This window comes from Pelistega europaea, from assembly GCF_013133775.1.
GTDB lineage: Bacteria > Pseudomonadota > Gammaproteobacteria > Burkholderiales > Burkholderiaceae_B > Taylorella > Taylorella europaea.
This window is the reverse complement of record NZ_JABGBO010000006.1, coordinates 128,262-153,879: the sequence shown is the minus strand read 5'-3', so window position 1 is coordinate 153,879 and position 25,618 is coordinate 128,262. Positions and strand designations below refer to the sequence as shown.

The 25,618-nt window shown below is 42.3% G+C and carries 20 protein-coding genes; 7 read left to right on the top strand and 13 right to left on the bottom strand.

The window, feature by feature from the left end; all coding sequences use genetic code 11:
- The 6 genes from HKX40_RS06990 to poxB all read right to left on the bottom strand — a co-directional run bounded on the left by HKX40_RS06990 (position 1) and on the right by poxB (position 6,608).
- Complete coding sequence (locus tag HKX40_RS06990; protein WP_171588843.1) at positions 1 to 270, bottom strand: HPr family phosphocarrier protein; 270 nt, start codon at positions 268 to 270, stop codon at positions 1 to 3.
- 148 nt (positions 271 to 418) lie between these two features.
- Complete coding sequence (locus HKX40_RS06985) at positions 419 to 907, bottom strand: PTS sugar transporter subunit IIA (RefSeq protein ID WP_171588842.1); 489 nt, start codon at positions 905 to 907, stop codon at positions 419 to 421.
- A 2-nt stretch (positions 908 to 909) separates the two neighbouring features.
- The gene (gene gshB / locus HKX40_RS06980; protein WP_171588841.1) at positions 910 to 1,866 is read right to left on the bottom strand and encodes a glutathione synthase; all 957 of its coding nucleotides are present in this window, start codon (positions 1,864 to 1,866) and stop codon (positions 910 to 912) included.
- Between the two features lie 159 nt (positions 1,867 to 2,025).
- Complete coding sequence (gene infC / locus HKX40_RS06975) at positions 2,026 to 2,547, bottom strand: translation initiation factor IF-3 (RefSeq protein ID WP_171588873.1); 522 nt, start codon at positions 2,545 to 2,547, stop codon at positions 2,026 to 2,028.
- A gap of 140 nt (positions 2,548 to 2,687) precedes the next feature.
- On the bottom strand, positions 2,688 to 4,625 hold the full coding sequence (gene thrS / locus HKX40_RS06970) for a threonine--tRNA ligase (protein WP_171588840.1): 1,938 nt from the start codon (positions 4,623 to 4,625) through the stop codon (positions 2,688 to 2,690).
- Between the two features lie 258 nt (positions 4,626 to 4,883).
- Positions 4,884 to 6,608: a ubiquinone-dependent pyruvate dehydrogenase gene (poxB, locus tag HKX40_RS06965; protein WP_171588839.1), complete on the bottom strand. Its 1,725-nt coding sequence runs from the start codon at positions 6,606 to 6,608 to the stop codon at positions 4,884 to 4,886.
- A 335-nt stretch (positions 6,609 to 6,943) separates the two neighbouring features.
- On the opposite strand from poxB, the gene HKX40_RS06960 reads away from it, so the two are divergent.
- On the top strand, positions 6,944 to 7,762 hold the full coding sequence (locus HKX40_RS06960) for a hypothetical protein (protein WP_171588838.1): 819 nt from the start codon (positions 6,944 to 6,946) through the stop codon (positions 7,760 to 7,762).
- Between the two features lie 286 nt (positions 7,763 to 8,048).
- Here HKX40_RS06960 and lon read toward each other — a convergent pair whose 3' ends face one another.
- The 6 genes from lon to HKX40_RS06930 form a co-directional block, all read right to left on the bottom strand.
- Positions 8,049 to 10,529, bottom strand: coding sequence for an endopeptidase La (lon, locus tag HKX40_RS06955; protein WP_171588837.1), 2,481 nt, complete (start codon positions 10,527 to 10,529; stop codon positions 8,049 to 8,051).
- A gap of 429 nt (positions 10,530 to 10,958) precedes the next feature.
- Positions 10,959 to 12,197, bottom strand: coding sequence for an ATP-dependent Clp protease ATP-binding subunit ClpX (clpX, locus tag HKX40_RS06950; RefSeq protein WP_171588836.1), 1,239 nt, complete (start codon positions 12,195 to 12,197; stop codon positions 10,959 to 10,961).
- A 130-nt stretch (positions 12,198 to 12,327) separates the two neighbouring features.
- The gene (clpP, locus tag HKX40_RS06945) at positions 12,328 to 12,975 is read right to left on the bottom strand and encodes an ATP-dependent Clp endopeptidase proteolytic subunit ClpP (protein WP_171588872.1); all 648 of its coding nucleotides are present in this window, start codon (positions 12,973 to 12,975) and stop codon (positions 12,328 to 12,330) included.
- Positions 12,976 to 12,977: 2 nt separating this feature from the next.
- On the bottom strand, positions 12,978 to 14,282 hold the full coding sequence (gene tig / locus HKX40_RS06940; protein ID WP_171588835.1) for a trigger factor: 1,305 nt from the start codon (positions 14,280 to 14,282) through the stop codon (positions 12,978 to 12,980).
- A gap of 177 nt (positions 14,283 to 14,459) precedes the next feature.
- Positions 14,460 to 14,915 carry an azurin gene (azu, locus tag HKX40_RS06935; RefSeq protein WP_171588834.1) on the bottom strand — a complete coding sequence of 152 codons (456 nt, stop codon included), beginning with the start codon at positions 14,913 to 14,915 and terminating at the stop codon, positions 14,460 to 14,462.
- A 105-nt stretch (positions 14,916 to 15,020) separates the two neighbouring features.
- On the bottom strand, positions 15,021 to 15,968 hold the full coding sequence (locus tag HKX40_RS06930; protein WP_171588833.1) for a CysB family HTH-type transcriptional regulator: 948 nt from the start codon (positions 15,966 to 15,968) through the stop codon (positions 15,021 to 15,023).
- 235 nt (positions 15,969 to 16,203) lie between these two features.
- Here HKX40_RS06930 and phbB point away from each other — a divergent pair, with 235 nt between their 5' ends.
- On the top strand, positions 16,204 to 16,944 hold the full coding sequence (gene phbB, locus HKX40_RS06925) for an acetoacetyl-CoA reductase (RefSeq protein ID WP_171588832.1): 741 nt from the start codon (positions 16,204 to 16,206) through the stop codon (positions 16,942 to 16,944).
- Positions 16,945 to 17,227: 283 nt separating this feature from the next.
- Here phbB and HKX40_RS06920 read toward each other — a convergent pair whose 3' ends face one another.
- Positions 17,228 to 19,210, bottom strand: coding sequence for a BCCT family transporter (locus HKX40_RS06920; RefSeq protein ID WP_171588831.1), 1,983 nt, complete (start codon positions 19,208 to 19,210; stop codon positions 17,228 to 17,230).
- A 270-nt stretch (positions 19,211 to 19,480) separates the two neighbouring features.
- Between HKX40_RS06920 and leuS the strand changes: the two genes are divergently transcribed.
- The 5 genes from leuS to HKX40_RS06895 all read left to right on the top strand — a co-directional run bounded on the left by leuS (position 19,481) and on the right by HKX40_RS06895 (position 25,613).
- Complete coding sequence (gene leuS, locus HKX40_RS06915; protein ID WP_171588830.1) at positions 19,481 to 22,138, top strand: leucine--tRNA ligase; 2,658 nt, start codon at positions 19,481 to 19,483, stop codon at positions 22,136 to 22,138.
- Positions 22,139 to 22,158: 20 nt separating this feature from the next.
- Entirely contained in the window at positions 22,159 to 22,701 is a 543-nt protein-coding gene (locus HKX40_RS06910; RefSeq protein ID WP_171588829.1) for an LPS-assembly lipoprotein LptE, read from the top strand.
- A 7-nt stretch (positions 22,702 to 22,708) separates the two neighbouring features.
- Positions 22,709 to 23,761: a DNA polymerase III subunit delta gene (gene holA, locus HKX40_RS06905; protein ID WP_171588828.1), complete on the top strand. Its 1,053-nt coding sequence runs from the start codon at positions 22,709 to 22,711 to the stop codon at positions 23,759 to 23,761.
- A gap of 16 nt (positions 23,762 to 23,777) precedes the next feature.
- Positions 23,778 to 25,034 carry a glutamate-5-semialdehyde dehydrogenase gene (locus tag HKX40_RS06900; protein ID WP_171588871.1) on the top strand — a complete coding sequence of 419 codons (1,257 nt, stop codon included), beginning with the start codon at positions 23,778 to 23,780 and terminating at the stop codon, positions 25,032 to 25,034.
- A gap of 153 nt (positions 25,035 to 25,187) precedes the next feature.
- Complete coding sequence (locus HKX40_RS06895) at positions 25,188 to 25,613, top strand: CopD family protein (protein ID WP_171588827.1); 426 nt, start codon at positions 25,188 to 25,190, stop codon at positions 25,611 to 25,613.
- Positions 25,614 to 25,618: the final 5 nt, after the last annotated feature.

Here is a 25,618-nt window from a genome sequence, read left to right as displayed (position 1 = left end):
TTAGTCTGGCTCACCAAAACGCTCATTAAACAATTGCGTAATCGCTTTAAGTGCTTCCTCAGCATCCTCGCCTTCTGCATCTAGGGTAACTGTCATACCCTTACCTGCTGCCAATAGCATGACCCCCATAATACTCTTTGCGTTCACGCGCTGTTGTGCCTTAGAAATAAAAATTTCACTCTTAAAAGTAGACGCTAATTGCGTCAATTTAGAAGCTGCACGAGCGTGTAACCCCAAACGATTAATGATTTCTACATTAACAGAAGCCATAATAACTCCAGAATTTCTTGTTATATAGGAGCAACCCATACATTGCCCCCTCTCCTAACTACTCTTTACAAAACAATCTATACTCTTGCCAAGCCCAACCTACTCAGCAACAAGCCCAGCCCACTCAGCAGCTGTCTAGCCTATGACCTTAACTTGCCATACAGGAGCAATCCACCGTCTGCATCCCTTTTTTTCCCCCCTCAAGAATCTTGGCTTTTAGCTCATCCACTGGCAAGTCAGCATAGCGTACAGCATTTAGTAGCATACAAACATTGACACCACCAAAAAACACACTGCGTTCTACCATTGTAGGTTTAATTTCAGCAATATTGCCTAATGATGAGGGAGCAGTATGCGTCACAGGAACACCATGTGGATTTAAGGCATAGACCACGCGCATGGCAATATTCGCAGGAGTTGCTCCTATCAAATCACTAAACACTAATACCCGTTGTTGTGTTGACTGCTGTTTCCGTTGGACATCTGCCATAATCTGTGCTTGCATGACCTCTGGTTGTACATCTGGCAAAATATCATAAACAAGCATCGTATCAACAGTAGGAAAAACGTGTAGTACCACTTCTCTTAAGGCCGACGCTAAAGGAGCATGCGTCACAACAACTATCAATGCACTCATGATTAGGCACCTACAACTTTTTCGAGTTGTTCTACAAAGAACTGACTAACATGAAAATCAGTCTGTGTTGTAATTTCTACAAAGCATGTGGGACTTGTCACGTTAACTTCAGTGAGATAATCTCCAATCACATCCAGACCAACGACAAATAACCCACGAGCTTTCAGTGTGGGGGCTAAAGCACGAGCAATTTCCCAGTCACGCTCACTTAACGGTTGTGCTACTCCACGACCACCAGCCGCTAAATTACCTCGTGTCTCTCCTGCCAAAGGAATGCGGGCAAGACAATATGGCACTGGTTCTCCGTTGATGATGAGAATACGCTTATCTCCCTTCACAATATCAGGGATATAGCGTTGTGCCATAATAGTCTCCTGACCATTACGTGTCAGCATTTCTAAAATTGCATTCAGATTAGGCTCATGCGAAGATAAACGGAAAATCCCCATACCTCCCATACCATCCAATGGCTTCACAACAACTTCACCATGCTCACGGTAAAATGCTTTAATGCGCTCCATATCACGAGAAACCAATGTCGGTGCGGTAAACTGAGAGAATTCTGTAATTGCTAATTTCTCAGGGTGTGCCAGCATAGCAGAGCCAGAATTAAATACTTTGGCACCAAATTTCTCAGCATAAGCAAGTAGGTGGCAACTATAAGCATACTCCATATCAAAAGGAGGATCTTTACGCATGATAACAGCGTCAAAATCAGCCAAGTTCATATCTTGCGACTCACCCTCATATTGCCACCAGTTGTTGCTGTGTAAATCTACTTCATCCAATAATTGAATAGCTTGTACACGTGCAAATACCTGTCCTTGGATATAAAGGTCGGGCTGCTCAGTAATAAACACTTGATGACCTCGATCATGGCAAGCATACATCATAGCCACAGAGCTATCTTTGTAGGCTTTAAGTGATGTAATAGGGTCAATAATAAATAATACTCGCATATCTACAAACACAAATAGGGTAACCTATAAGTTACCCCCTTTTTATATGACAAAACGCCTAAATTGCCACACCACCTTTTTTGATGTTGTAGCCTGCATTTAAGCTTACTACTATAATGTCAAACATTATACACGTTGTACAATGTCACGACATTATGGTTATTTACCGCGTTTTGGTGCAACAACCATAACCATTTGGCGTCCCTCTAATTTGGGCATTGCTTCTACAGCAACAGTATCACCTAAATCGTCACGGATACGCTCTAACACTTTCATCCCTAGGTCTTGGTGAGCCATCTCTCGCCCACGGAAACGCAGAGTCACTTTCACTTTGTCACCATCCTCAATAAAGCGTTTGAGGCTACGTAACTTCACTTGGTAGTCACCCTCGTCTGTACCAGGACGGAACTTGAGCTCCTTCACCTGAACAACTTTTTGTTTGGCTTTGGCTTCACGTTGACGTTTCTGCTCTTGGTAACGGAACTTACCATAATCCATCAAACGGCACACTGGCGGAGAAGCATTGGGAGCAATCTCGACTAAGTCGGTCTCCAACTCTTCTGCTTTGGCCAAAGCTTCTTTGATTGATACTACACCTAATTGTTCGCCTTCTAAGCCAATAAGACGAACTTCAGGACTACGAATTTCACCATTAATATGGTGTGCTTTTTCGGTTGCGATGTTAGCACTCCTTAAAAGTTAATTAAAAAATGGACTTACCTAATGCTGTACTCTACAATAACTATTAGCATCCTATGTTTTCATTCTACCAACGATACAACTCTGTGCAGAAAGAAACTTGTAAGTCCTACCAATAAATTTTAGGCTGTTTGAATGTCACGACGATATTTGACATCGTCAGCTAAACGAGCCATAAACTCCTCAACAGGCATAATACCCAAGTCCACATTACCACGGGCACGTACGGCTACACCTTGAGCCTCACGTTCTTTTTCACCTACCACAAGGATATAGGGAACTTTTTGTAAGCTGTTCTCACGAATTTTACGCGTAATCTTCTCATTACGTAAATCCGCACTCACCCTAAAGCCTCGTGCTTTGAATTGATCACATAAGGCCTGGGCATAATCGTTAAATTGCTCTGAAATCGGGCAAATCACCGCTTGTTCTGGAGACAACCAAGGTGGCATAGCACCTGCATGGTTCTCAATCAGCATACCAATAAAACGCTCTAAAGAACCTAAAATGGCACGATGGAGCATAACTGGTGTCTTGCGTTGATCATCTGCATCCACATACTCTGCACCAAGACGCACTGGCATAGAGAAGTCAACTTGGATAGTGCCACATTGCCAATGACGACCAATAGCATCTTTCAGTGTATATTCAATCTTAGGACCGTAGAACGCTCCCTCTCCTGGAGAGATTTCATATTCACAGTGCGACTGATGCAAACTCTCCATAAGTGCTTTTTCGGCTTTATCCCAGATTTCATCTGAACCAATACGCTTCTCAGGGCGAGTGGCAATCTTATAAAGTACCTCGGTAAAGCCAAAGTCCTTGTACACTTTTTGCAATAATGCGGTAAAGTTGGCACACTCAGTCAACAGCTGGTCTTCTGTACAGAAAATATGTCCATCGTCTTGGGTAAAACCACGCACACGCATCATACCATGTAAAGAACCAGAGGGTTCATTACGGTGACATTGTCCAAACTCACCATAGCGAATAGGCAATTCACGGTAAGAGTGTAAACCTGCGTTATAAATCTGTACATGACCTGGACAGTTCATTGGTTTAAGACCATATTCACGGTTTTCAGACTCGGTCGTGAACATGTTTTCTTTGTAATTGTCCCAGTGACCTGTCTTTTTCCACAGACTTAAATCCAAAATCTGTGGCGCTTTAACTTCTTGATAACCATTGTCAATATACACTTGGCGCATATACTGCTCAACTTGTTGCCAAATTTTCCAGCCCTTTGGATGCCAGAAAATCAATCCAGGGGCTTCATCTTGAAAGTGGAATAAATCCAAATCGCGACCTAGTTTACGATGATCTCGACGCTCTGCCTCTTCTAGCATGGTTAGGTAGGCTTGTTGCTCTTCTTTTGTCGCCCATGCGGTACCATAAATACGCTGTAGCATCTCGTTTTTAGCATCACCACGCCAATAAGCCCCTGCCACTTTCATCAGTTTAAATACTTTGAGCTTCCCTGTTGATGGCACGTGAGGACCCCGACAAAGGTCGATAAAATCTCCCTCACGATAAAGACTAATGGTCTCATTGGCAGGAATGGACGCAATAATTTCTGCCTTGTAGTTCTCGCCCTGCTCCTTAAAGAAAGCAACCGCATCATCACGCAACCACTCCTCTCGCACAACTTTTTCATCTTTCTTGGCAAGTTCGTGCATTTTTTTCTCGATTTTTTCTAAATCTTCAGGCGTAAATGGGCGTTTGTAAGAGAAGTCATAGTAAAAACCGTTGTCAATGACTGGTCCAATAGTCACTTGAGCTTCTGGAAATAAAGATTTCACTGCATAGGCAAGCAAATGCGCTGTAGAGTGACGAATCAAGTCTAATCCCTCAGGATCTTTAGCAGTCACAATAGCAAGTGAAGTATCTTTATCAATGATATAACTAGTATCCACAAGTTTCGTCTCACCCGTCGTTGTGCCAATCTTACCTGCTAGGGCGGCTTTAGCTAAACTAGGCGCAATGGCATGCGCAACGTCTGCCACAGAGACAGCTTGTTCAAACTCACGTTTGGAACCATCGGGTAAAGTAATTTGAATCATGGAATAACCTTAAAAATAAAAAACGCGACCCCTTTTGGCAGCCGCGTTACCAATAAAATCAATGCAAAGAGAAAACGCACGAGCGGCACCAGACTAATATGTGTTGGTCGTTGTTCGTGTGATTAAATAACTCATATACATTGATCTCAATAAAATCTATTAAAACTCTACTATTTTAACAGTTTTTTCTCATATTCACGAGTAAGAGACTTTGTTGGCATAAATTTCTCCTACTTTATGCCTTGTAGTCCTCTTCTATTAACGTCGCCAATTTGTCTTGATTAACTCTTTAATTTGGTCACCTCTTCCATTCATGATGGCCTTAAGCATAAACAAACTAAATCCTTTGGCTTGTGCCAACTGAATTTTAGGAGGAAGTGCCAACTCCTGCTTGGCCGTTACCACATCCACCAACACAGGACCTGCTTCAGCCAAAGCGGCAGGCAACACAGTATCTAAATCAGCTGAATCTTCAATCCGATACGCTGTTATTCCTACTGCTTTTGCCATTTGAGCAAAATTAGGATTTTCTAAATCGGTGGCATGATCTAGATAACCAGCGGCCTTCATCTCCATAGCCACGAACCCTAGCGTACTATTATTAAAGATGATTAATTTAACTGGTAAATTCAACTGTTTTATGGTTAGAATTTCGCCCATCATCATGCTGAACCCACCATCACCACATAAAGCAATTACTTGGCGTTGATTATCAACCCCTTGTGCCCCTAAAGCCTGCATCATTGCATTAGCCATAGAGCCATGGTTAAAGGAACCCAATAGTCGACGCTGACCATTCATCGTCAAATAACGGGCAGCCCAAACAGTAGGCGTTCCCACATCTGCGGTGAAGACAGCATTTTCTTTTGCTAATTCACTTAAGCGTTTCATAAGGTACTGCGGATGAATAGGGTTCCCCTTGCTAGAAGGAACAGCCAACTCATCTAATTCCTTGCGTGCTTGGTGATAATGAGTTACTGCTTTGCTTAAAAAGTCATCTGGCTTATTATCTTTTAATAAAGGCAATAAAGCTGCTAGAGTTTCTTTCACTCCCCCGACAACTCCCATTGTCAACGGAATACGTTTACCCAAATTAGCTGGGTCAATATCAATTTGAAAAACTTTGGTATTTTCTGGATAAAAAGGTCGATAAGGAAAATCGGTTCCTAACATCAGTAAGGCATCACTATTTAACATCGCATGATAGCCTGAAGAAAAGCCAATTAACCCAGTCATACCAACATCATTAGGATTATCCCATTCGACCCATTCCTTACCCCGCAAAGCATGTACTACTGGGGCTTTCAAACGCTGAGCAATAGCAACAACCTCATCATGAGCACCAGCACATCCTGAACCAGCTAAAATTGTGATGTTTTGGGCGGCATTCAATTCTTGAGCCAAGGATTGTATAGTTGATGATGAAGGAATTACTTGAGGTTCTGCTGGAGGTGTCCATTGTATATTGTCGACACCTACTTCTGCTAAAGAAACATCACCTGGCAATACAATAACAGCAACCCCTTTTTTGCCCACAGCGACATTCATTGCTCGCAATAAAACTTCTGGCATCTGCTTGGGATTAGACACCAATTCTGCAAAATAGCTACACTCGCGAAACAATTCCTGTGGGTGGGTTTCCTGAAAATAGCCTAAACCAATCTCTGTCGATGGAATATGAGATGCAATCGCTAGCACTGGCACATGATTACGCTGACAATCGAACAATCCGTTAATCAAATGCAAATTACCTGGCCCACAACTTCCTGCACACACAGCCAACTTCCCTGTCACAGCTGCCTCTGCACCAGCAGCAAAAGCAGCAGTTTCTTCATGACGAACATGCATCCAACGAATTTTCCCATTGCGTCGCAAACTATCATTAATTCCATTTAGACTATCTCCAGTGATACCCCAAATGCGCTCAATGCCTGCATTAACCAAAGTATTAACCAATAAATCCGCAATTGTCTTTGTTGCCATAATTATTCCTCTATCTGTTGTGAATACCTACAAGAAAAGGATGGCGTCATACCAAATTCGCTACAGCGTCACCTTTATTGCCTTTCATCATACGCTTCTGATGCTGACATACTAGGGTAAACCCTAGGTAAATATTTCATTATCTTTCAGAGATTTTCCTAATCTCTCCCAAATCTCTATACAGGCATCACCCTATTCTCAGCATATCCTCCTACTTACACAAAATATTCACAGACCGCTTTGAGACATATTCAAACTTTTTTACTTAGAAAAATATCAGAGCTTATAGTGATGATATGTTAGAATCAGTGGAATGTTAAAAAAAAGGATTTCTCATGGCTAAACGCATCACCAATGTCGTCTTGTTATTAATATCAATCGGGATTGTGCTATTTATTGGGCATGCTTTTTATAGTGTTTTTACCCGTGAGCCTCAATCAGCAGTACCAGAAACGACTAATGAGAGCACGGTTAGCGGTCAAGTAGTTGGTTCTGATCAGACAAACACCTCGGTAGAAAATGCTTTTGACGACACGTCTGCTCCACTTCCCGGGGTTGTAACTGCTGCCAAACCCGATGGAGAAGCCGACAACGATGCCGAAGACAGCAATGATACTGTTGGCCCAGACACCAATTCTACAGATGATGCCTCTACTTCTAGCAGTTCAGCTGAAGTCAAAGCCTCTTCTACCAATACAAACTCAACTACTCAAAATAGTTATAATGCTATCAGTAGCAATAATGGTAGTACCGCAACTTCTTCTAGTGCAAGCAATACTACTTCTTCAGCGACCAATACCTCTGAATTAGCAGATGATACCCAAAAAGCTGGCGAAGCAATTAACCAAAACCCTAAATTACGTAATGCACTCCCTCCTGTGCCTGTCGCCCCTCCTTCTACCACTCCTACAGTCACAAATAGTACATTTCCTACTCCTGTAACAGAGTCGCCCGCAAGCAACAGCAACTTCCCTGCTCCTATCGGTACAAGCTCAGCCCCAAGTAGCAGCTTCCCTGCTCCTAGTAGCAACTTCCCAGCTCCTAGCGGTACAAGCTCAGCCCCAAGTAGTAGCTTCCCTGCTCCTAGTAGCAACTTTCCTGCACCTAGCGGTACAAGTTCTGCCCCAAGTAGCAGCTTCCCTGCTCCCCAGTAGGCTTTTGAAAACAACTTAAAGTTCAGGTGAGAGTCGCATTTGGAAACTGTACCTTTCCTATCGTCAGGATTTTAGAGATACTGTTAGGCGGTACCTATTTGATGGTAACTATCTGATGAGGGCTATTAAATAGAAACTGTTAGATAGTTTAATCGCTCCCCAAAAAAATCGACGGTTTAACCTATTGTTAATACTTCTATGCTTATAAACTCCTCCCTGAATTTAACTCCCAAAAAAATCGACGGTTTAACCTATTGGTTGACCGTCGATTTGTCTTTAAGTACGACTAGTGCCTGGCTGCTGTCTTGCTCCCCTTGGCACGAGGCACTTTAATAGCCTCACGGGCAAGTGCAGCAATTTCCTTGTCTGTCAGTGGTGTAGGCATACGCTCTAATGCCACCTCTAATACCTGATCAATCCAACGTACGGGAACAATCTCTAATTGGTTCTTTACATTGTCAGGGATTTCAGCCAAGTCCTTCACATTCTCGTGCGGAATAAGCACAGTCTTAATACCACCGCGGTGAGCTGCTAGAAGTTTTTCCTTAAGCCCTCCAATCGCCAACACCTCTCCACGCAAGGTAATCTCACCTGTCATCGCCACATCGGCCCGCACAGGAATTTGAGCAAATGCCGATACCAATGCTGTAGTCACTGCAATACCTGCAGAAGGACCATCTTTAGGTGTGGCCCCATCGGGTACGTGGATATGAATATCACGCTTATCAAAAATATCATCTGATAAACCAAGTCGATGAGCCCGTGAACGAATAACAGTGCGTGCAGCCGCCATAGACTCTTTCATCACATCACCGAGGGAACCTGTTTGTTGCAATACACCTTTACCTGGAATAATCGCCGCCTCAATCGTTAGTAAATCGCCACCTACTTCAGTCCATGCAAGACCAGTTACCTGACCGATTTGGTTCTCTTTCTCTGCCAAACCAAAGGTATACTTGCGTACACCCAAATACTGCTCTAGGTTCTTACTATTTACTTTGATAGTTTTTACCTTGGCAACAGCGGCTTTAGCCTTGGTCGATTTTGTCTTAGACTTCTTAGTAGCCTCTTCAGTCAGCACATCTTTAATCACTTTACGGCAAATTTTACTCAATTCACGCTCTAGTGAACGCACGCCTGCTTCACGAGTGTAATAACGAACGATGTCTAAAATGGCTGAATCATCAATAGCTAACTCGCCCTCTTTTAGTCCGTTATTCTTAATCAGTTTAGGAATAAGGTGATCTTTAGCAATGTGTAGCTTCTCGTCCTCGGTGTAGCCCGATAGACGAATAACTTCCATACGATCTAGCAATGGAGCAGGGATATTAAACGAGTTACTCGTCGCCACAAACATCACATCGGATAAATCGTAATCCACCTCGACATAATGATCTTGGAAAGTATGGTTTTGCTCTGGGTCTAATACCTCTAATAATGCAGAGGCTGGATCACCGCGAACATCCATCCCCATTTTGTCGATTTCATCTAATAGAAACAATGGGTTACGCACACCAACTTTGGTCATGTTTTGCATAATCTTGCCAGGCATCGCACCAATATAAGTGCGTCTATGCCCCCGAATCTCAGACTCATCACGCACGCCACCCAATGCCATGCGGGTATACTGACGGTTTGTTGCCTTGGCAATAGACTGTCCTAGTGAGGTCTTACCCACCCCTGGAGGTCCCACAAGACATAGGATAGGAGCCTTAATCTTATCAACACGTTGTTGTACGGCAAGATACTCTAGGATACGCTCTTTAACTTTTTCAAGGCCATAGTGGTCATTATTTAACACTTCTTCTGCATATGCCAACGAACGATTAACCTTGGATTTTTTCTTCCATGGCAAACCAACTAGAGTGTCAATATAATTGCGAATAACTGAAGCCTCGGCTGACATTGCAGGCATGTGACGGAGCTTTTTCCATTCTGCCATCGCTTTTTCATGAGCCTCTTTAGACATACCAGCAGCATTAATCTTTTTCTCTAGCTCCTCTAAATCAACGCCGTCCTCACCTTCACCAAGCTCTTTTTGGATAGCCTTAATTTGCTCGTTAAGGTAGTAATCACGTTGACTTTTCTCCATCTGTTTTTTGACCCGCCCTTGGATTTTACGCTCAACCTGTAAAATATCCATCTCAGCATCAATAATAAGCAATAGGTCTTCGAGACGTTGAGCCACATTAAATGTTTCTAACAGAGCTTGCTTTTTGTCTTGTTTAATTGTGAGATGAGCAGCTACTGTATCAGCTAAACGACTTGGTTGGTCTATCGTGTTAAGGGTATTAGAGACCTCAGGCTGGATTTTCTTATTCTGTTTGGCATACTGATCAAAATGCTCAATGACGGTACGCATAAGACCTTGGATAGCAGTACTTCTGTCGTCTTCTACTTCAACAAGTGCCACCTTGGCTTTATAGCAGTTAGCAGCCTCTTTAACTTCTTGAATAGTAATACGCTCAAGCCCCTCAACAAGAACTTTGATGGTGCCATCAGGTAATTTTAACAACTGAAGCACATTTGCCAACACACCTACATCGTAAATATCATTAGGACCAGGATCATCGTTGGATGCTTGTTTCTGAGATACCAGTACAACATGATGCTTCTCTGCTGCCATTGCCTCTTCCAATGCAGCCACAGAGCGTGGACGCCCAACAAAAAGAGGAATCACCATGTGAGGAAACACTACAACATCTCGCAAAGGAAGAAGTGGTAACTCAATAGGTGAAGCGGATTGGATTTTATCTGATATTGTCATGTAAACCCTTTAACTTATTTTCAATATGTGGCTAGATGGAGATAATCTACCAAATTTCAAGAGAAACCTCTAGTCATTTACTTATATCATTAAACACTCATACAGCACCAAAAACATTGGCATCCTATTCTTGCAAAAGCAAGCGGACTCCTACGGTGTCTAGCAATACTACCTGTTAGCTCACTTCGATGGGTTTGTGCTACTGACTATTTAACCACTCAGTTCACTTCACTCACTCTACAGGCAAGAAACGGTGCCAAAAGAGAATCTCTTATTGCCACCGTTAGATTTATTTATATTCTAATTTGGGTGCACCTTTTAACCTATGCTTTCACGATTTAAAGCATGAAAGCTGGCATCTATTTATATTCTAATCTGGGTGCACCTTTTGACCTATGCTTTCACGATTTAAAGCATGAAAGCTGGCACCTATTTATATTCTAATTTGGGTGCACCACCCTCAACGGCATCAACATCTAAAGTTACTTTCTTTACATTATGGTGAGAAGGTAAATCATACATTGTTGCCATCAATGCTGATTCCAAGATAGAGCGTAAGCCACGAGCCCCTGTTTTGCGTTTGATTGCTTTTTGAGCAATCACGTGTAAGGCTTCTGGTGTTACTTCTAATTCAGCTCCTTCCATTGCAAACAATTTCTGGTATTGTTTGACTAGAGCATTTTTAGGCTCGGTCAGAATCTGCACCAAGGCAGCCTCATCCAACTCTTGCAGGGTTGCCACTACGGGTAGACGACCTACTAACTCAGGAATGAGACCAAACTTAATAATATCCTCAGGTTCCACTTGGGTAAATAATTCACCCACCCCTTTTTCGGATTTACTATGCACAGAGGCACCAAACCCAATACCTGATTTTTCTGTACGATTTTGAATAACTTTCTCAAGACCATCAAAAGCGCCACCTACGATGAAAAGAATATTGGTCGTATTGACTTGCAGAAAGTCTTGGTTGGGATGTTTACGACCACCTTGTGGGGGCACAGAAGCAATGGTACCCTCGATAAGTTTCAACAAGGCTTGTTGCACACCCTCACCCGATACGTCACGAGTGATAGAGGGATTATCAGACTTACGAGAAATCTTATCAATTTCGTCAATATAGACAATGGCTTTTTCTGCCTTTTCGATATTGTAATCGCAATTTTGTAGCAGCTTAACGATAATATTTTCTACGTCTTCACCCACATAACCTGCCTCGGTTAATGTTGTCGCATCTGCCATTACAAAAGGCACATTTAATTGACGGGCTAATGTTTGTGCTAACAAGGTTTTACCTGACCCAGTAGGACCAATAAGTAAGATATTGCTCTTGCTTAACTCAACATCATCCTTGGCATCACCCTGTGTCTGTGCATGGCGAATTCGTTTATAGTGGTTATATACTGCTACTGCCAGGCTACGTTTGGGAATGTCTTGTCCAATCACATATTGATCTAGAAATGCTTTAATTTCTGCAGGTGTTGGGAGCTTTTCCTCTACCTGAGGATTCTCAGTATCACCGCCCCGTTGCATAACATCTGCGCAAGCCGCTACGCATTCATTACAAATATATACGCCAGACGGCCCTGCAACGAGATGTTTGACCTCGCTCTTGGACTTGTGGCAAAAAGAACAACGTTCATTCTTGGAAGTGGGTTTAGTTGTCATAAATATTCTGAATAAAGAAAACAGGTCGGCTATCACACCGACCCTACGCCAAACAATTAACTACAAGGCACCCAGCCTATGATTGCATAGCGTAACCTCAGTATAGCTACGCCACGCTGTAAGCACAAAACTAGATACGTTTTTCAAGCACTTTATCAATAAGACCAAACTTGAGTGCATCATCGGGAGACATGTAATTATCACGTTCTGTGTGTTTACGAATTTCCTCGATAGGCTGACCACAGTGTTTAGCCATAATCTGATTTAAACGCTCACGCAAATCCAAAATCTCGCGGGCTTGAATCTCAATGTCTGTCGCTTGACCTTGGGCACCACCTAAAGGTTGGTGAATCATAATGCGAGAATTAGGTAGACTAAAACGTTTACCCGCTTGACCAGCATTTAGCAAGAAAGCACCCATACTTGCCGCAAGACCAGTGCATAAAGTCGAAACCTCTGGTTGGATAAACTGCATTGTGTCATAAATTGCCAAACCAGCGTAAACACCACCGCCTGGCGAATTGATATACAAAGAAATATCCTTCTCTGGGTTCTCTGACTCTAAAAAGAGTAGCTGTGCCACCACCAGATTAGCAGACTGATCATTGACTGGACCAACCAAGAAAACAATACGTTCTTTCAATAAACGAGAGTAAATATCGTAAGAGCGCTCACCACGACCAGACTGTTCCACCACCATAGGAATGTAGCCCAGTCCAGTCGGTCTCACCGACTCACCGCCATGTAGTGACGCATAAAAATCGGTAAAGTGATTCATCATTATACTTGTCCCATGATTTCTTTGAAGTCAACAGCAGACTCAGTTACCTTGGCTTTAGATAAAACAAAATCTACTACATTGTCTTCAAGTACTACATTTTCAATCTCTGCACGGCTTTGAGCATTGCCCAAGTAGTATGCAACAACTTGTTCTGGTTTCTCATAGCTTTGTGCAAGTTCTTCGATACGAGTGCGAATTTGTTCCATAGTAGGACGTAGGTTTTCTTGCTCTACAATTTTACCTACCAACAAACCTAAACGCACACGACGCTCTGATTCAGGAGCAAATGTCTCTTCGGGAATTGGGAAAGTATCCGCATTAGGAATACCACGTGCTTTAAGTTCTTCACGAGCTTGAGCAACACGAGCTTTAACGTCATCAGCAACAAGTGCCTTTGGAATCTCGAAAGTAGACGCTTTAGCTAACGCGTCAAACGCACTGGCTTTAGTACGTGCTAAAGCACGAGCCTTGGCTTCGCGTTCAATGTTTTTGAGAATTTCTTCTTTGAGTTTAGCAACATCACCATCAGCTTGACCCAAAGATTTAACAAACTCTGCATTCACTTCTGGTAATACAGGTTCAGCCACTTCTTTCATTGTGATAGTGAACTCAGCTGTTTTACCAGCAACTTCTTTGCCTTGGTAGTCTTCAGGGAATGTCAATGGGAAAGTCTTAGACTCACCTTCTTTTAGACCCTTGGCTGCTGCTTCAAATTCTGGCAACATGCGACCTTGACCAAGAATAAATGGGAAGTTGTCTGCTTTGCCACCAGCAAATTCAACACCATCAATTTTGCCAACGAAATCCACAGTTACACGGTCTTCGTCTTGTGCTGCACGATCTACCTTGTTAAAAGTAGCACGTTGCTTACGAAGAATATCTACTGTATTTTCAACCTCTGCATCACCAACTGTTGTCGTGGTGCGAGTGATTTCTAATGTTGAAAAATCAGGTAATGTAATTTCTGGAAATACTTCAAATTTTGCTGTAAAAGCAACCGTACCCTCAGCAGCACCCTCTTTAGGTTCGATACTTGGAGCACCTGCCACACGTAGGTCTGCTGCCTTGATTGCCTCATCAAATGCTTGACCTACTTTTTGATTAAGTACATCATAGCGAACGCTAGGTCCATGACTACGCTCAATCACTGACAAAGGAGCTTTACCAGGACGAAAGCCTTGAACTTTAGCCGTGCGTGCTACACGTTGTAATTGCTTTTTTACTTCTTTTTCGATGTCTTCTAAAGACACAACTAAATCAACTTGGCGCTCTAAGCCCTCTAATGTTTGTACTGTTGGTTGCATGTAAATAACCTATTGTTAGTGAAATAAATTAAAAGATTAATCTATTATTTTACCTATAATTTTTAAAATTAATAGGGAGATGGTCGTTTTTATATAAAAAAATCGCCCTCAACAATGAGAGCGATTTCTATAATAAGCCACAAAGCGTTATAAAACGACCTTGTAGCCTTTTTGCTATTAGTCAGTTACTTTAACTGCACCCTTCATGATAGAAGCATGACCTGGGAATGTGCAGAAGAAAGAGTAATCGCCACCTTTGTCTAACTTAGCAGTATCGATTGAAACTTTATCAGACTCACCACCACCGATAAGTTTAGTGTGAGCGATAACGCGAGCATCACCCTCTTTAACATAGTTGCTTGCCTCACCTGCTGCCATACCGTCAGTGATTACACCTTGCTCGTCTGCAGTTTTAGTTACAACAACGTTGTGACCCATAGCCGCTTTAGGCATAGAACCAGTATGTTTTAACTCAATTTCAAATGCTGGGCATGCTTTGCTAACAGTAATTTCTTTAGTGTTGTATTGCATAGCGTCGTTTGCTTCAATCACTGCAGAGCAGTTAGCTGCCATAGCAGCAGACATAGAACCCATTGCAACAACAGTTGCTAAAACAACTTTTTTCATTAACATCGTAAATACTCCTTGTACATTAACGACAAAAAACAGTACCTATAAGCATAACACAGTTCTATAAGACTAGCCAGAATATGTCATACCAATCACAAAAAAGTCATTTCATTCTGCTGTGGTTTCTATTAATGCCTCATCAATCTTTTCACGGTTATAACCTGGTGCACACATCTGAATAAATTCATACAGATAGTCACGTGCAAAAATTCCTTTACGCACCCCTAACCGAGAAATATGTTTACCAAAAAGGTGACCGACAGGAATACCTACTAGATTAGGATCACGACGAGGATTAAATGCCATACCAGCAATAATACCCACTCCCAAATCCACCTCAACATAGGTTTTAATTACATCAGCGTCAATCGCCTCCAAAATAATATCTGGATGCACCCCTGCTGCTTCAAAAGAAGCATCTATTGCTTTTCTGCCAGAAAAAGCTTTTTCATAAGTAATGATTGGGTAAGCAGCAATCTGCTCTAAGCTAATATTGCGAGCCTGACTTGAAGTTAACTCAGTCAAAGGATGGTCTGGTTTTACCACAACTGTATGACTCCACTCATAGCAAGGGAAGGTGGCAAGACCAGACACTTGTGACAATGTCTCTGTTGCCATTGCTACATCGGCCTCTTCTGCTAGCACCATATTAGCCAGTTGGGTAGGATTACCCTCAGCCAGAGAAACACGTACTTTAGGGAACTTCTTTTTAAATTTCAGGATAATCTCAGGTAAGAAATAGCGTGCTTGTGTATGCGTACAACCAATAACTAACTCACCTTCATCTTGTTTGGCATAGTCATCGCTCACTCGTTTTAAATTATCCACTTCCCGCATGATACGCTCAATCACTGCCACCACATCTTGACCTGGTTTAGTCAAGCCTTTGATACGCTTACCATGACGACGGAATATCTGTAGTCCTAGCTCATCTTCAAATTCAATAATTGCCTTGGAAACACCTGGTTGAGAAGTATATAAAGCGTGTGATGTTTCGGTCAGATTAAAGTTACGCCGAATAGTTTCTCTAATATAACGAAATTGTTGTAAATTCATACTCTACCTCAAAATAACTATATTATTATTATATTTAATGAAAGAGTTTTTCATATATTTTAGTTATATGCATATAAAAAGTAAATCATTCGATTCTTAGCCTGATTAATACCACGGTCATCAAGGAGTGTGTAGAATAGCCATTAGCACTTTGAATTCTAGGGTCAGCAATGTAATTTTCTTGCACTATACCTTTTATCAAAGAATGATTTATATACATCACAGGAGTATTTTTATGACAACACATACTGCACTCATTACAGGAGGGACTGGTGGTTTAGGTACTGCATTTGCTCAGGCTTTACACGATGCAGGCAATGTCGTATTGGTGACACACTTACCCTCAGAGGATCCTACAGAATGGCTCGCCACCCAAAAAGCAGCTGGCTACACTTTCAAAGCCTACCCTGTTGATGTTAGCGATTATGAGTCTACTCAGGCTCTGGCAGCCCAAATCAAAGCCGATGGTTATCATGTAGATATCTTGATTAATAACGCAGGCATTACTCGCGACGCTAGTTTCAAGAAAATGAGTAAAGAGGCTTGGGATGCCGTTATCGGGGTCAATCTAGACAGTATGTTTAATATGACCAAACCCTTTATTGACGCTATGGCAGCACAAAACTGGGGACGTATTGTCAACATTGCTTCTATCAGCGGTATTCGCGGTAATTTTGGTCAGGCCAACTATGCAGCCACCAAAGCAGGTATCACTGGCTTTACCAAAACCCTAGCTCTAGAATATGCCCGCAAAGGAGTTACTGTTAACTCAATATCACCAGGTTTTATACGCACGGCAATGACAGCAGCTATTCCTAAAGAGGTCATGGAAAATGTATTGCTCCCCCAAATTCCTGTTGGACGCCTAGGAGAGCCCGAAGAACTCGCTGCCCTTATTGCTTTTATTTGCAGCGAAAAAGCTGGGTTCTTGACTGGAGCCAATATCAATATGAATGGTGGGCAGTATATGTTATAGCCATGTTGTAGCAGTGGCAATGACCCTGCTACAACCTTTTATATACCCCTACTCAGAGTAAGACAGGATTGAGCCCCCCCACAAACCGAGTGCAGCACTTAAAGGATGGACACACCCCCACAAACCGAGTGCTATGGTCAAAAAAAATGGACACAAAGTATGTGTTGACTTACTTTGTGCCCATTTTTCCTCTTTGGCTCGTTAAGTAGGGAGAGCTTTAATACTCCCTACTTTTTTATCTACCCGTTATAACTGGTGTAGATACAGTAGCAATGTATACCCCCTACTCTTCAAGTGGTGCCTTCATAATCAGTGCCAAGTCTTCGTTGTGCATCAAATTGAGATAGCGCTGATATTGTTTAAGAATATCCGCAATCAGTTCATCTTTTGTCATGTACTGCACATCGTAACCCACACGACCATCGCCAAAATAAGTAAATGGTTCATGTACCACAGTTTTAGTCAAACCAGGCAAGGTTTCTTCTTCTGCCAATGAAGCATGTGCATGAGAAGTCTGTACTTTAATACCATATAAGAAATTACGCCATTGACCTTTCTCAACCACGAATTCCATTGCCAGCTCAGGCTCTTCAATCTGGCGTACATTAACTTGCAACTGATATTTATCCACTAGTTCTTGACGTAAAGTCTCAAATGCAGGACTCACTACTTCAGCAAAGAAGTTCTTAACATCATCCTCTTGTGTTTGATGCATGATTTGATGTAGACGCTGTTTCCAACGGGCACCACTCCAGAAGACACTACCTGCATTGAGCTTACGACTAAAGTAAACAGCATCAGATCGTAGGCCTCGCATAAGACTAACACACATCCCCACCATGATAATAACAAAGGGAAGTGCAACAACCAAAGTCACTGCTTGTACTGCACCTAGACCATCTGTGCGTAACAAGGCAATAGCCATCACAATGAGGACAACACCCCAGAGAATGCTTTGCCAGCGCGGAACAGGCTTATTGCTGCCACCTGAGGCGATATTATTCAACACAATAATACCTGAGTCAGCAGATGTCACAAAAAACAATGCCAAGATTGTCATCGCAACAAAACTACTCACTGTCGACATTGGAAAATAATCTAAAAACTCAAACAGTAATACTTCAGGTTTAGATGTTAAATTAGCCAATGCCCCTCCTGTCATCTCGTTTACCCAAATACCTGAATTACCAAAAATAGTAAACCATAATAAACTAAAGACGGTCGGAACAATTAACACCCCCATGACGAATTCACGCACTGTACGTCCACGAGAAATGCGGGCAATAAATAATCCTACAAAAGGAGCCCAAGACGCCCACCAAGCCCAGTACAAAATTGTCCAGCCAGTAAACCAGCCTTGATGAGCATCATCGTATGCAAATGTTCTAAAGCTAATTTCTGTTAGGTTGCTAAGGTAATAACCTGCATTTTCTGCGAATGATGCTAATAACTTAACAGTAGGACCACACAACAGGATAAAAACCATTAACGCCAATGCTAGTAATAAGTTCAATTCACTTAACCGGCGTACTCCTTTGCCCACCCCAGAGATGGCTGACAAAATTGCAATCGAAGTCACCACTATGATGATAATGGCCTGTTGAGAAAAACCAACTTCTTGTAGCCATCCAATATCATTCAGACCTGAATTTAACTGGATAGCACTAAAACCTAGTGTTGTCACAATACCGAAGACGGTTGCCAACAAACCAAAAGCATCGATAATATTACCTGCGGTGCCATTGATACGATCTTTAAGTAGTGGGTAAAAAGTCGAACGCAATGATAAAGGTAAGCGATAACGATAACCAAAGAAAGCCAATGCCAACGCCATCACACCATAAATTGCCCAAGGGTGTACTCCCCAATGGAAAAAGGTGTAAAGCATGGCATTTTTGGCAACATTGTCCTCTGTAATAGGTGATGCGTAGTGCATCATAGGTTCTGCTACACCAAAATACATTAAACCCACACCCATACCAGCAGCAAAAAGCATGGCTACCCATGAGAAAAAGGGATATTCAGGGTCTTCGTCATCTGCACCCAAACGGATGTCACCAAGACGGCTAAAGATAAGAGCGAGTAAAAAGCCCAAGAACAAAGAAGCAGCTAACACGTAAAGCCAGCTAAAGTTATTAAAAGCAAATTTTTGGGCTATATCTAAGGTTGCTTTCATTTTTTCAGGGACTAGCATCCCTAAAGCACCGATAATTATCATGACGATAAAACTCGGCACAAAGACTTTCATATTAAAAGTTGTCTTCATGGTTTTCTCCCTAATGTGGTTGTTCTTTTGGTAATTCAATAGAATAAGAATAGTGGCAAATTAGCAAAAGGAACAAGACAATGGTTAAAAATACATGGGGGTCAGTGCTTATATACTAATTTCTGCAACACTGAGCAAAGAGGAGGAGAGAAGGTCTGCCTTCATCACCTTTAGAACTGCCATTATACCATATTCTCCCGAAACCCCCTTTGAGTGGTTTATAATGGGGGGTTTAGAATTCATTTTTCAATATATTTTTAGCAATACATCATGTTAGAACAATACCAACCCCAAGTTGTTGAAAAAACAGCCCAAAAGCAATGGGCTGATGCCGATGCCTATCGAGTAACAGAGTTCGCCAAAGACAAAAATGGCAAACTTAAACCCAAGTACTATGCCTGCTCTATGCTCCCCTACCCTAGCGGTAAATTACATATGGGGCATGTACGCAACTACACTATTAACGATATGCTCACTCGACAACTTCGCATGAAAGGCTACAACGTCCTTATGCCTATGGGTTGGGATGCCTTTGGTATGCCAGCAGAAAATGCTGCCATTAAGTCTAAAGTGCCACCAGCTCAGTGGACCTACGCCAACATTGACTATATGAAAAAACAACTTAAGTCAATGGGCTTGGCGATTGACTGGTCTCGTGAGATGGCGGCTTGCAATCCCGAGTACTATCGCTGGAACCAATGGATGTTTCTTAAAATGCTTGAAAAGGGCATTGCTTATCGTAAAACCCAAATTGTCAACTGGGACCCTGTAGATCAGACTGTACTTGCCAATGAGCAAGTGGTTGATGGTCGCGGTTGGCGTTCTGGTGCACTAGTCGAAAAAAGAGAAATCCCAGGTTACTATCTTCGCATTACTGACTATGCTGAGGAGTTGCTTGATTTTGTCAAAAACAAAATGGACGGCTGGCCAGAGCGTGTCCGTGTGATGCAAGAAAACTGGTTAGGTAAAAGTGAAGGCGTGCGTTTTGCATTCACACACGATATTAAAGATGCTGAAGGTAAATTAGTTCAAGACGGTCGTTTGTACGTCTTTACAACTCGCCCAGATACCATTATGGGTGTGACATTCTGTGCTGTAGCTCCTGAGCATCCACTAGCCAGCGAAGCAGCTCGTCGCAATCCTGCATTACAAGCCTTTATTGATCAAGCCAAACTCGGTGGCACTACTGAAGCTGAGATGGCCACCAAAGAAAAAGAAGGTGTGCCTACAGGCTTATTTGTCACTCATCCATTAACAGGCGAACAAGTGGAAGTCTGGATTGGTAATTACGTTTTAATGAGTTATGGTGACGGTGCCGTGATGGGTGTCCCTGCACATGATGAACGCGACTTTGCCTTTGCCAAAAAATATCATTTACCTATTAAACAAGTCGTCACTGTAGAGGGCAAAGAATATTCTACTGATGAATGGCAAGAGTGGTATGGTGACAAACAGGTCTGCACTTGCATTAATTCAGGTGACTTAGATGGCTTAAATTATAAGCAAGCTGTTGATGCTGTTGCACAACGTCTTTCCGATAAAGGCTTAGGTGAGAAACAAACCACCTGGCGATTAAGAGACTGGGGGATTTCTCGTCAACGTTATTGGGGTACGCCTATCCCTATTATCCACTGCCCTGATTGTGGTCCTGTTCCTGTTCCTGAAAAAGACCTTCCTGTTGTCTTGCCAGAAGACCTTATTCCAGATGGTACAGGCAATCCTCTCAATAAATCAGAGGCTTTCTTAAAATGCCAATGTCCAAAATGCGGTAAAGATGCACGCCGTGAGACCGATACCATGGATACTTTTGTGGACTCTTCATGGTACTTTATGCGTTATACTTCCCCTGGTTGTGATACGGCGATGTTTGATGAGCGCAATGATTACTGGATGCCTATGGATCAGTATATCGGTGGTATTGAACATGCTGTGATGCACCTACTGTACGCACGCTTCTGGTCAAAAGTATCACGTGATTTAGGTTTAGTGAAATTCGATGAACCATTTACCAACCTACTCACCCAAGGCATGGTACTTAATCATATCTATACCCGTCGCAATGACAAAGGCGGTATTGAATATTTCTGGCCAGATAAAGTCGAAAACATCTACGGTGATAAAGGTCAAATTATCGGAGCCAAGTCTCTTGAAGATGGTAAAGAAGTGACTTATGCTGGTATTGGCACTATGTCTAAGTCCAAGAACAACGGCGTAGACCCTCAATCTATTATTGATACATTGGGTGCAGATACAGCCCGTTTATTTGTCATGTTTGCTAGCCCTCCAGAACAAACTCTTGAGTGGTCAACAACAGGGGTAGATGGTTCTAATCGCTTCTTACGTCGTCTTTGGACAATGGCTTATAAACATCGTGAGGTAATTGCCCGCGCACCAGCCACATTACCTGATTTTGCTCATGCTCCAAAAGAAGTTAAGCAGTTGCGTCTAACCGCTCACCAATTACTGCGTCAAGCCAACTATGACTATGAACGCATGCAATACAACACTGTCGTATCGGCTAATATGAAGCTGTTAAATGCTATTGAAGATGCGAAGTTAGAACCATCCGAGTATAGTGATGCAGCACTCAAAGAAGTCATCGGTATTTTATTGCGTATGATTTACCCTGCTGTTCCTCATATCACTTACAATCTATGGCAAGAGCTTGGTTATGACAAAGAATTGGGGGATTTACTAGATGCTCCATGGCCTGAAGTGGATGAGGCAGCCCTAGTAGCAGACGAAATCGAAATGATGCTTCAAATCAATGGTAAGTTGCGTGGTTCAATCATGGTACCCAACGGTGCTTCCAAAGAAGAAATTGAAGCACTCGCATTAGCTCACCATCAAATTGCTAAACATCTCGAAGGACGAGCACCTAAACGCATTATTGTTGTGCCAAATAAACTCGTCAATGTGGTTGGCTAAGCCCTAACGGAGAACTCGCTATGCAAATGTTAAATAAATTTACCATTCGCCATTATCTCACTGCCCTACTTTTATTAAGTTTAGTAGTGGCTGGTTGTGGCTTTAAAATGCGTGGGCAGGTAGATTTGCCTTTTAAGACCATCTATACCAATATCTCACGTCAATCAAGTTTTGGTATCTACATCTATCGTTTGCTTAAAGCGAGTTCCCCTGAAACTGTTATGGTAGACAAAGCTACTCAGGCAGAACTTATTGTTACTCAACTTGGCATGAATCGTGCACAAACAGAAGTCTCACTAGATGCTGATGGTAAAGTTGAAGAATATGAATTAAGCCTATCATTCCAGTTCAGCGTCTCCGATGCTCAGGGTAACGAACTTATTCCGCCAACAACGTTCCATAGCTCGCAACTGCTCCCCTATGATGAAAATGCAGCCGATGCCAAAGCTGCTGAGATGCAGCTTATCTACAGTACCATGGAAAAAAATATCGCCGATAGACTTTATCGTCGCTTAACATCCGAAGAGCTAATGCAGCATTATCGTCAATTTAATCCTCAATAAGGTTTTCATGGCTGGGCGAATTCGCTATGATGCGTTTAACGCATATCTCCACAAATTAGGACAAAAAGTCGACCCGTTTTATTGTGTTATAGGCGAGGAGTTGTTGCTACGCAATGAGACGGTCGACGCACTGCGTCAACATTGCCGTGATTTAGGGTTTAGTGAGCGCATCAGTTTAGTATTAGATGCCAACGGTCCTTGGCACAAAATCCAAGAGAATCTCCAAAATACCTCTCTTTTTGCTGAGCAAAAAATCCTGGAAATTACTATTCCCACAGGTAAACCAGGTAGAGTGGGTAGTGCGGCTTTAATCCAACTTGCTGAACAGGTGCAACAAGGTCAAGTCAGTGATTGCACCATTATTCTCAACCTCCCAAAACTCGATAAAAAGACCTTAGAGGGCAAATGGTGTAAAGCAATTTTTCAAGCAGCTACTACCATTGATGTACCACAAATTACACGCCCTCAACTTCCTGCATGGATACAACAACGTTTAGCACTACAGCAGCAACATGTTGATAAAGAAACGCTAGATTTTATTGTTGAAAAAGTTGAAGGAAACTTATTTGCTGCACATCAGGAAATTCTTAAACTTGGCATGATGCTCCCTCCTGGTCAAATAGACTTTAATAGTGTTGAACAAGCAGTACGTGATGTAGCACGCTTTGATGTTTTCCAACTTACCGATGCTATGCTTGCAGGCAACACAAAACGCAGTGTCCGCATCCTTCAAAGTTTGGAAGATGAAGGAGAGGCTTTACCAGCAGTACTCGCTATTATCAGCAGGGAAATCAGTACACTATATACTCTTGCACAAGTTAAGCGGCAAGGCGGTAACCTGAATCAAACAATGAGTAGTTTACGCATTTTCAGTTCACGGCAGCCTCTTTTCCATTCAGCATTGCAGCGACTTAGTCTGCCTAAACTGATGGGCTTGATTCAGCATGCCAGCGATATTGACCGCCTATTTAAAGGGTATCCCGTTGAAGGTAGACTACGTGATGCATGGCAAGAACTCAAACGTCTCGTAGCTAAAACAGCAGGACAAGGAATACTTTAAAGGAATAAAAATGACGATGGCAACCAACATACTGATGCAACAAATTGGTCAGCAAGCCAAACAAGCTGCTAAACAAATGCGAGCTGTTTCACAACAGCAAAAAATCAAAGCATTGCTTTATTTAGCAGAACAAATTCAACAAAGGGCAGAATGGCTTAAAACCGAAAATGCGAAAGATCTTGCTAATGCTCAGAAAAACCAACTGGCTCCAGCATTACTAGATCGTCTAACATTATCCGATAAATCCATTCAAACTATGGTAGCTGGCGTACGACAAATCGCTCATTTAGATGACCCTATTGGTAGCTTAGGACCTACACGCATCCTACCCAATGGTATGCAAATCAGCAAGATGACAATACCTCTTGGTGTTATCGGCATTATTTATGAATCACGTCCTAATGTGACTATTGATGCAGCAGCCCTATGCCTTAAAGCGAGTAATGTAGCCATTTTGCGAGGTGGCAGCGAAGCTTTTTACTCCAACCAAGCACTGGCGTCCTTGGTCTCTGATGCACTACAACACGCAGGTTTACCTGAATATGCGGTACAGATTGTCCCCACCACAGACCGAGCTGCAGTGGGCTATTTGGCAACCATGACAGAATATGTAGATGTACTTATTCCTCGTGGTGGCAAGGGACTTTTGCAACGTCTTGCCCAAGAAGCCAAAGTTCCCCTCATTATGCATTTAGAGGGCAACTGCCATATGTATATTGATAAAAGTGCAGATATTGAGATGGGAATTAAACTGGCTTTCCATGCCAAGACCTATCGTTATGGTATTTGTGGATCCTTGGAAACTTTGTTAGTTCATCAAGATGTTGCTGCACAAGTATTGCCTGAATTAGCAAAGCAATTTACGGACAAAGGGGTAGAAATGCATGCCTGCCCACGAGCCATGGCTTTTATACCTCATGCGATACCTGCCACTGATGAAGATTGGGCTACTGAATATCTTGCTCCCATTATCGCTATTCGAGTTGTCGATAGTATTGATGCAGCTATTGAACATATCGAACAATATAGCTCAGGACACACAGAATCTATCATTACTGAGGATATGCATGCAGCACGCCAGTTCCAATTACTTGTAGATTCTGCAGGGGTTTATGTCAACTTACCAACCGTCTTTGCTGATGGTTTTGAATATGGTTTAGGGGCTGAAATTGGTATTTCAACCAATCGGTTACATGCTCGTGGACCTGTTGCAGTAGAAGGTTTAACTACCTATAAATGGGTGCTTACAGGCAATGGGCAGACGCGTGCATAACTAGGCATTGATAAGCTACTGCAAAACTTATAGAAATACCTTAGCTGTCATACAAGTTAAACCTCCTTTAAAGTCGTTTTGCCTAATATGGTCATAAGCGGCTATTTTGTAAAAAGGAAATATAGTCAGCGGCTATTTTGTAAAAAGGAAATTATGCTTTATCTTTTACTTAAAACCCTACATATTGTTTTTGTGACTTCTTGGTTTGCAGGCTTGTTTTACTTGCCACGCATTTTTGTGAATCTTGCTCAAAACCAAGATAACCCCGTTGTGTATAACTATCTTCTTGGTATGTCACAACGTCTATTGCGTTTTATGACAATTATTGCCATCCCAGCTATTATTTTTGGCTTATGGTTGATGATTCAGTTTAAAATAGGCGCTGGCATGGGCTGGTTGCATGCAAAACTAGTTCTAGTGGCATTGATTATGCTTTTTCACTACTCCTGTTTTAGGGTGCATCGTCAATTTGTCAACCAGCAAAATCAACGCTCTCATGTATTTTTCCGTTGGTATAACGAAATTCCACTCCCTCTTCTGCTCGGTGTAGTGGCCTTGGTGATTTTTAAACCTTTTTAATTCAT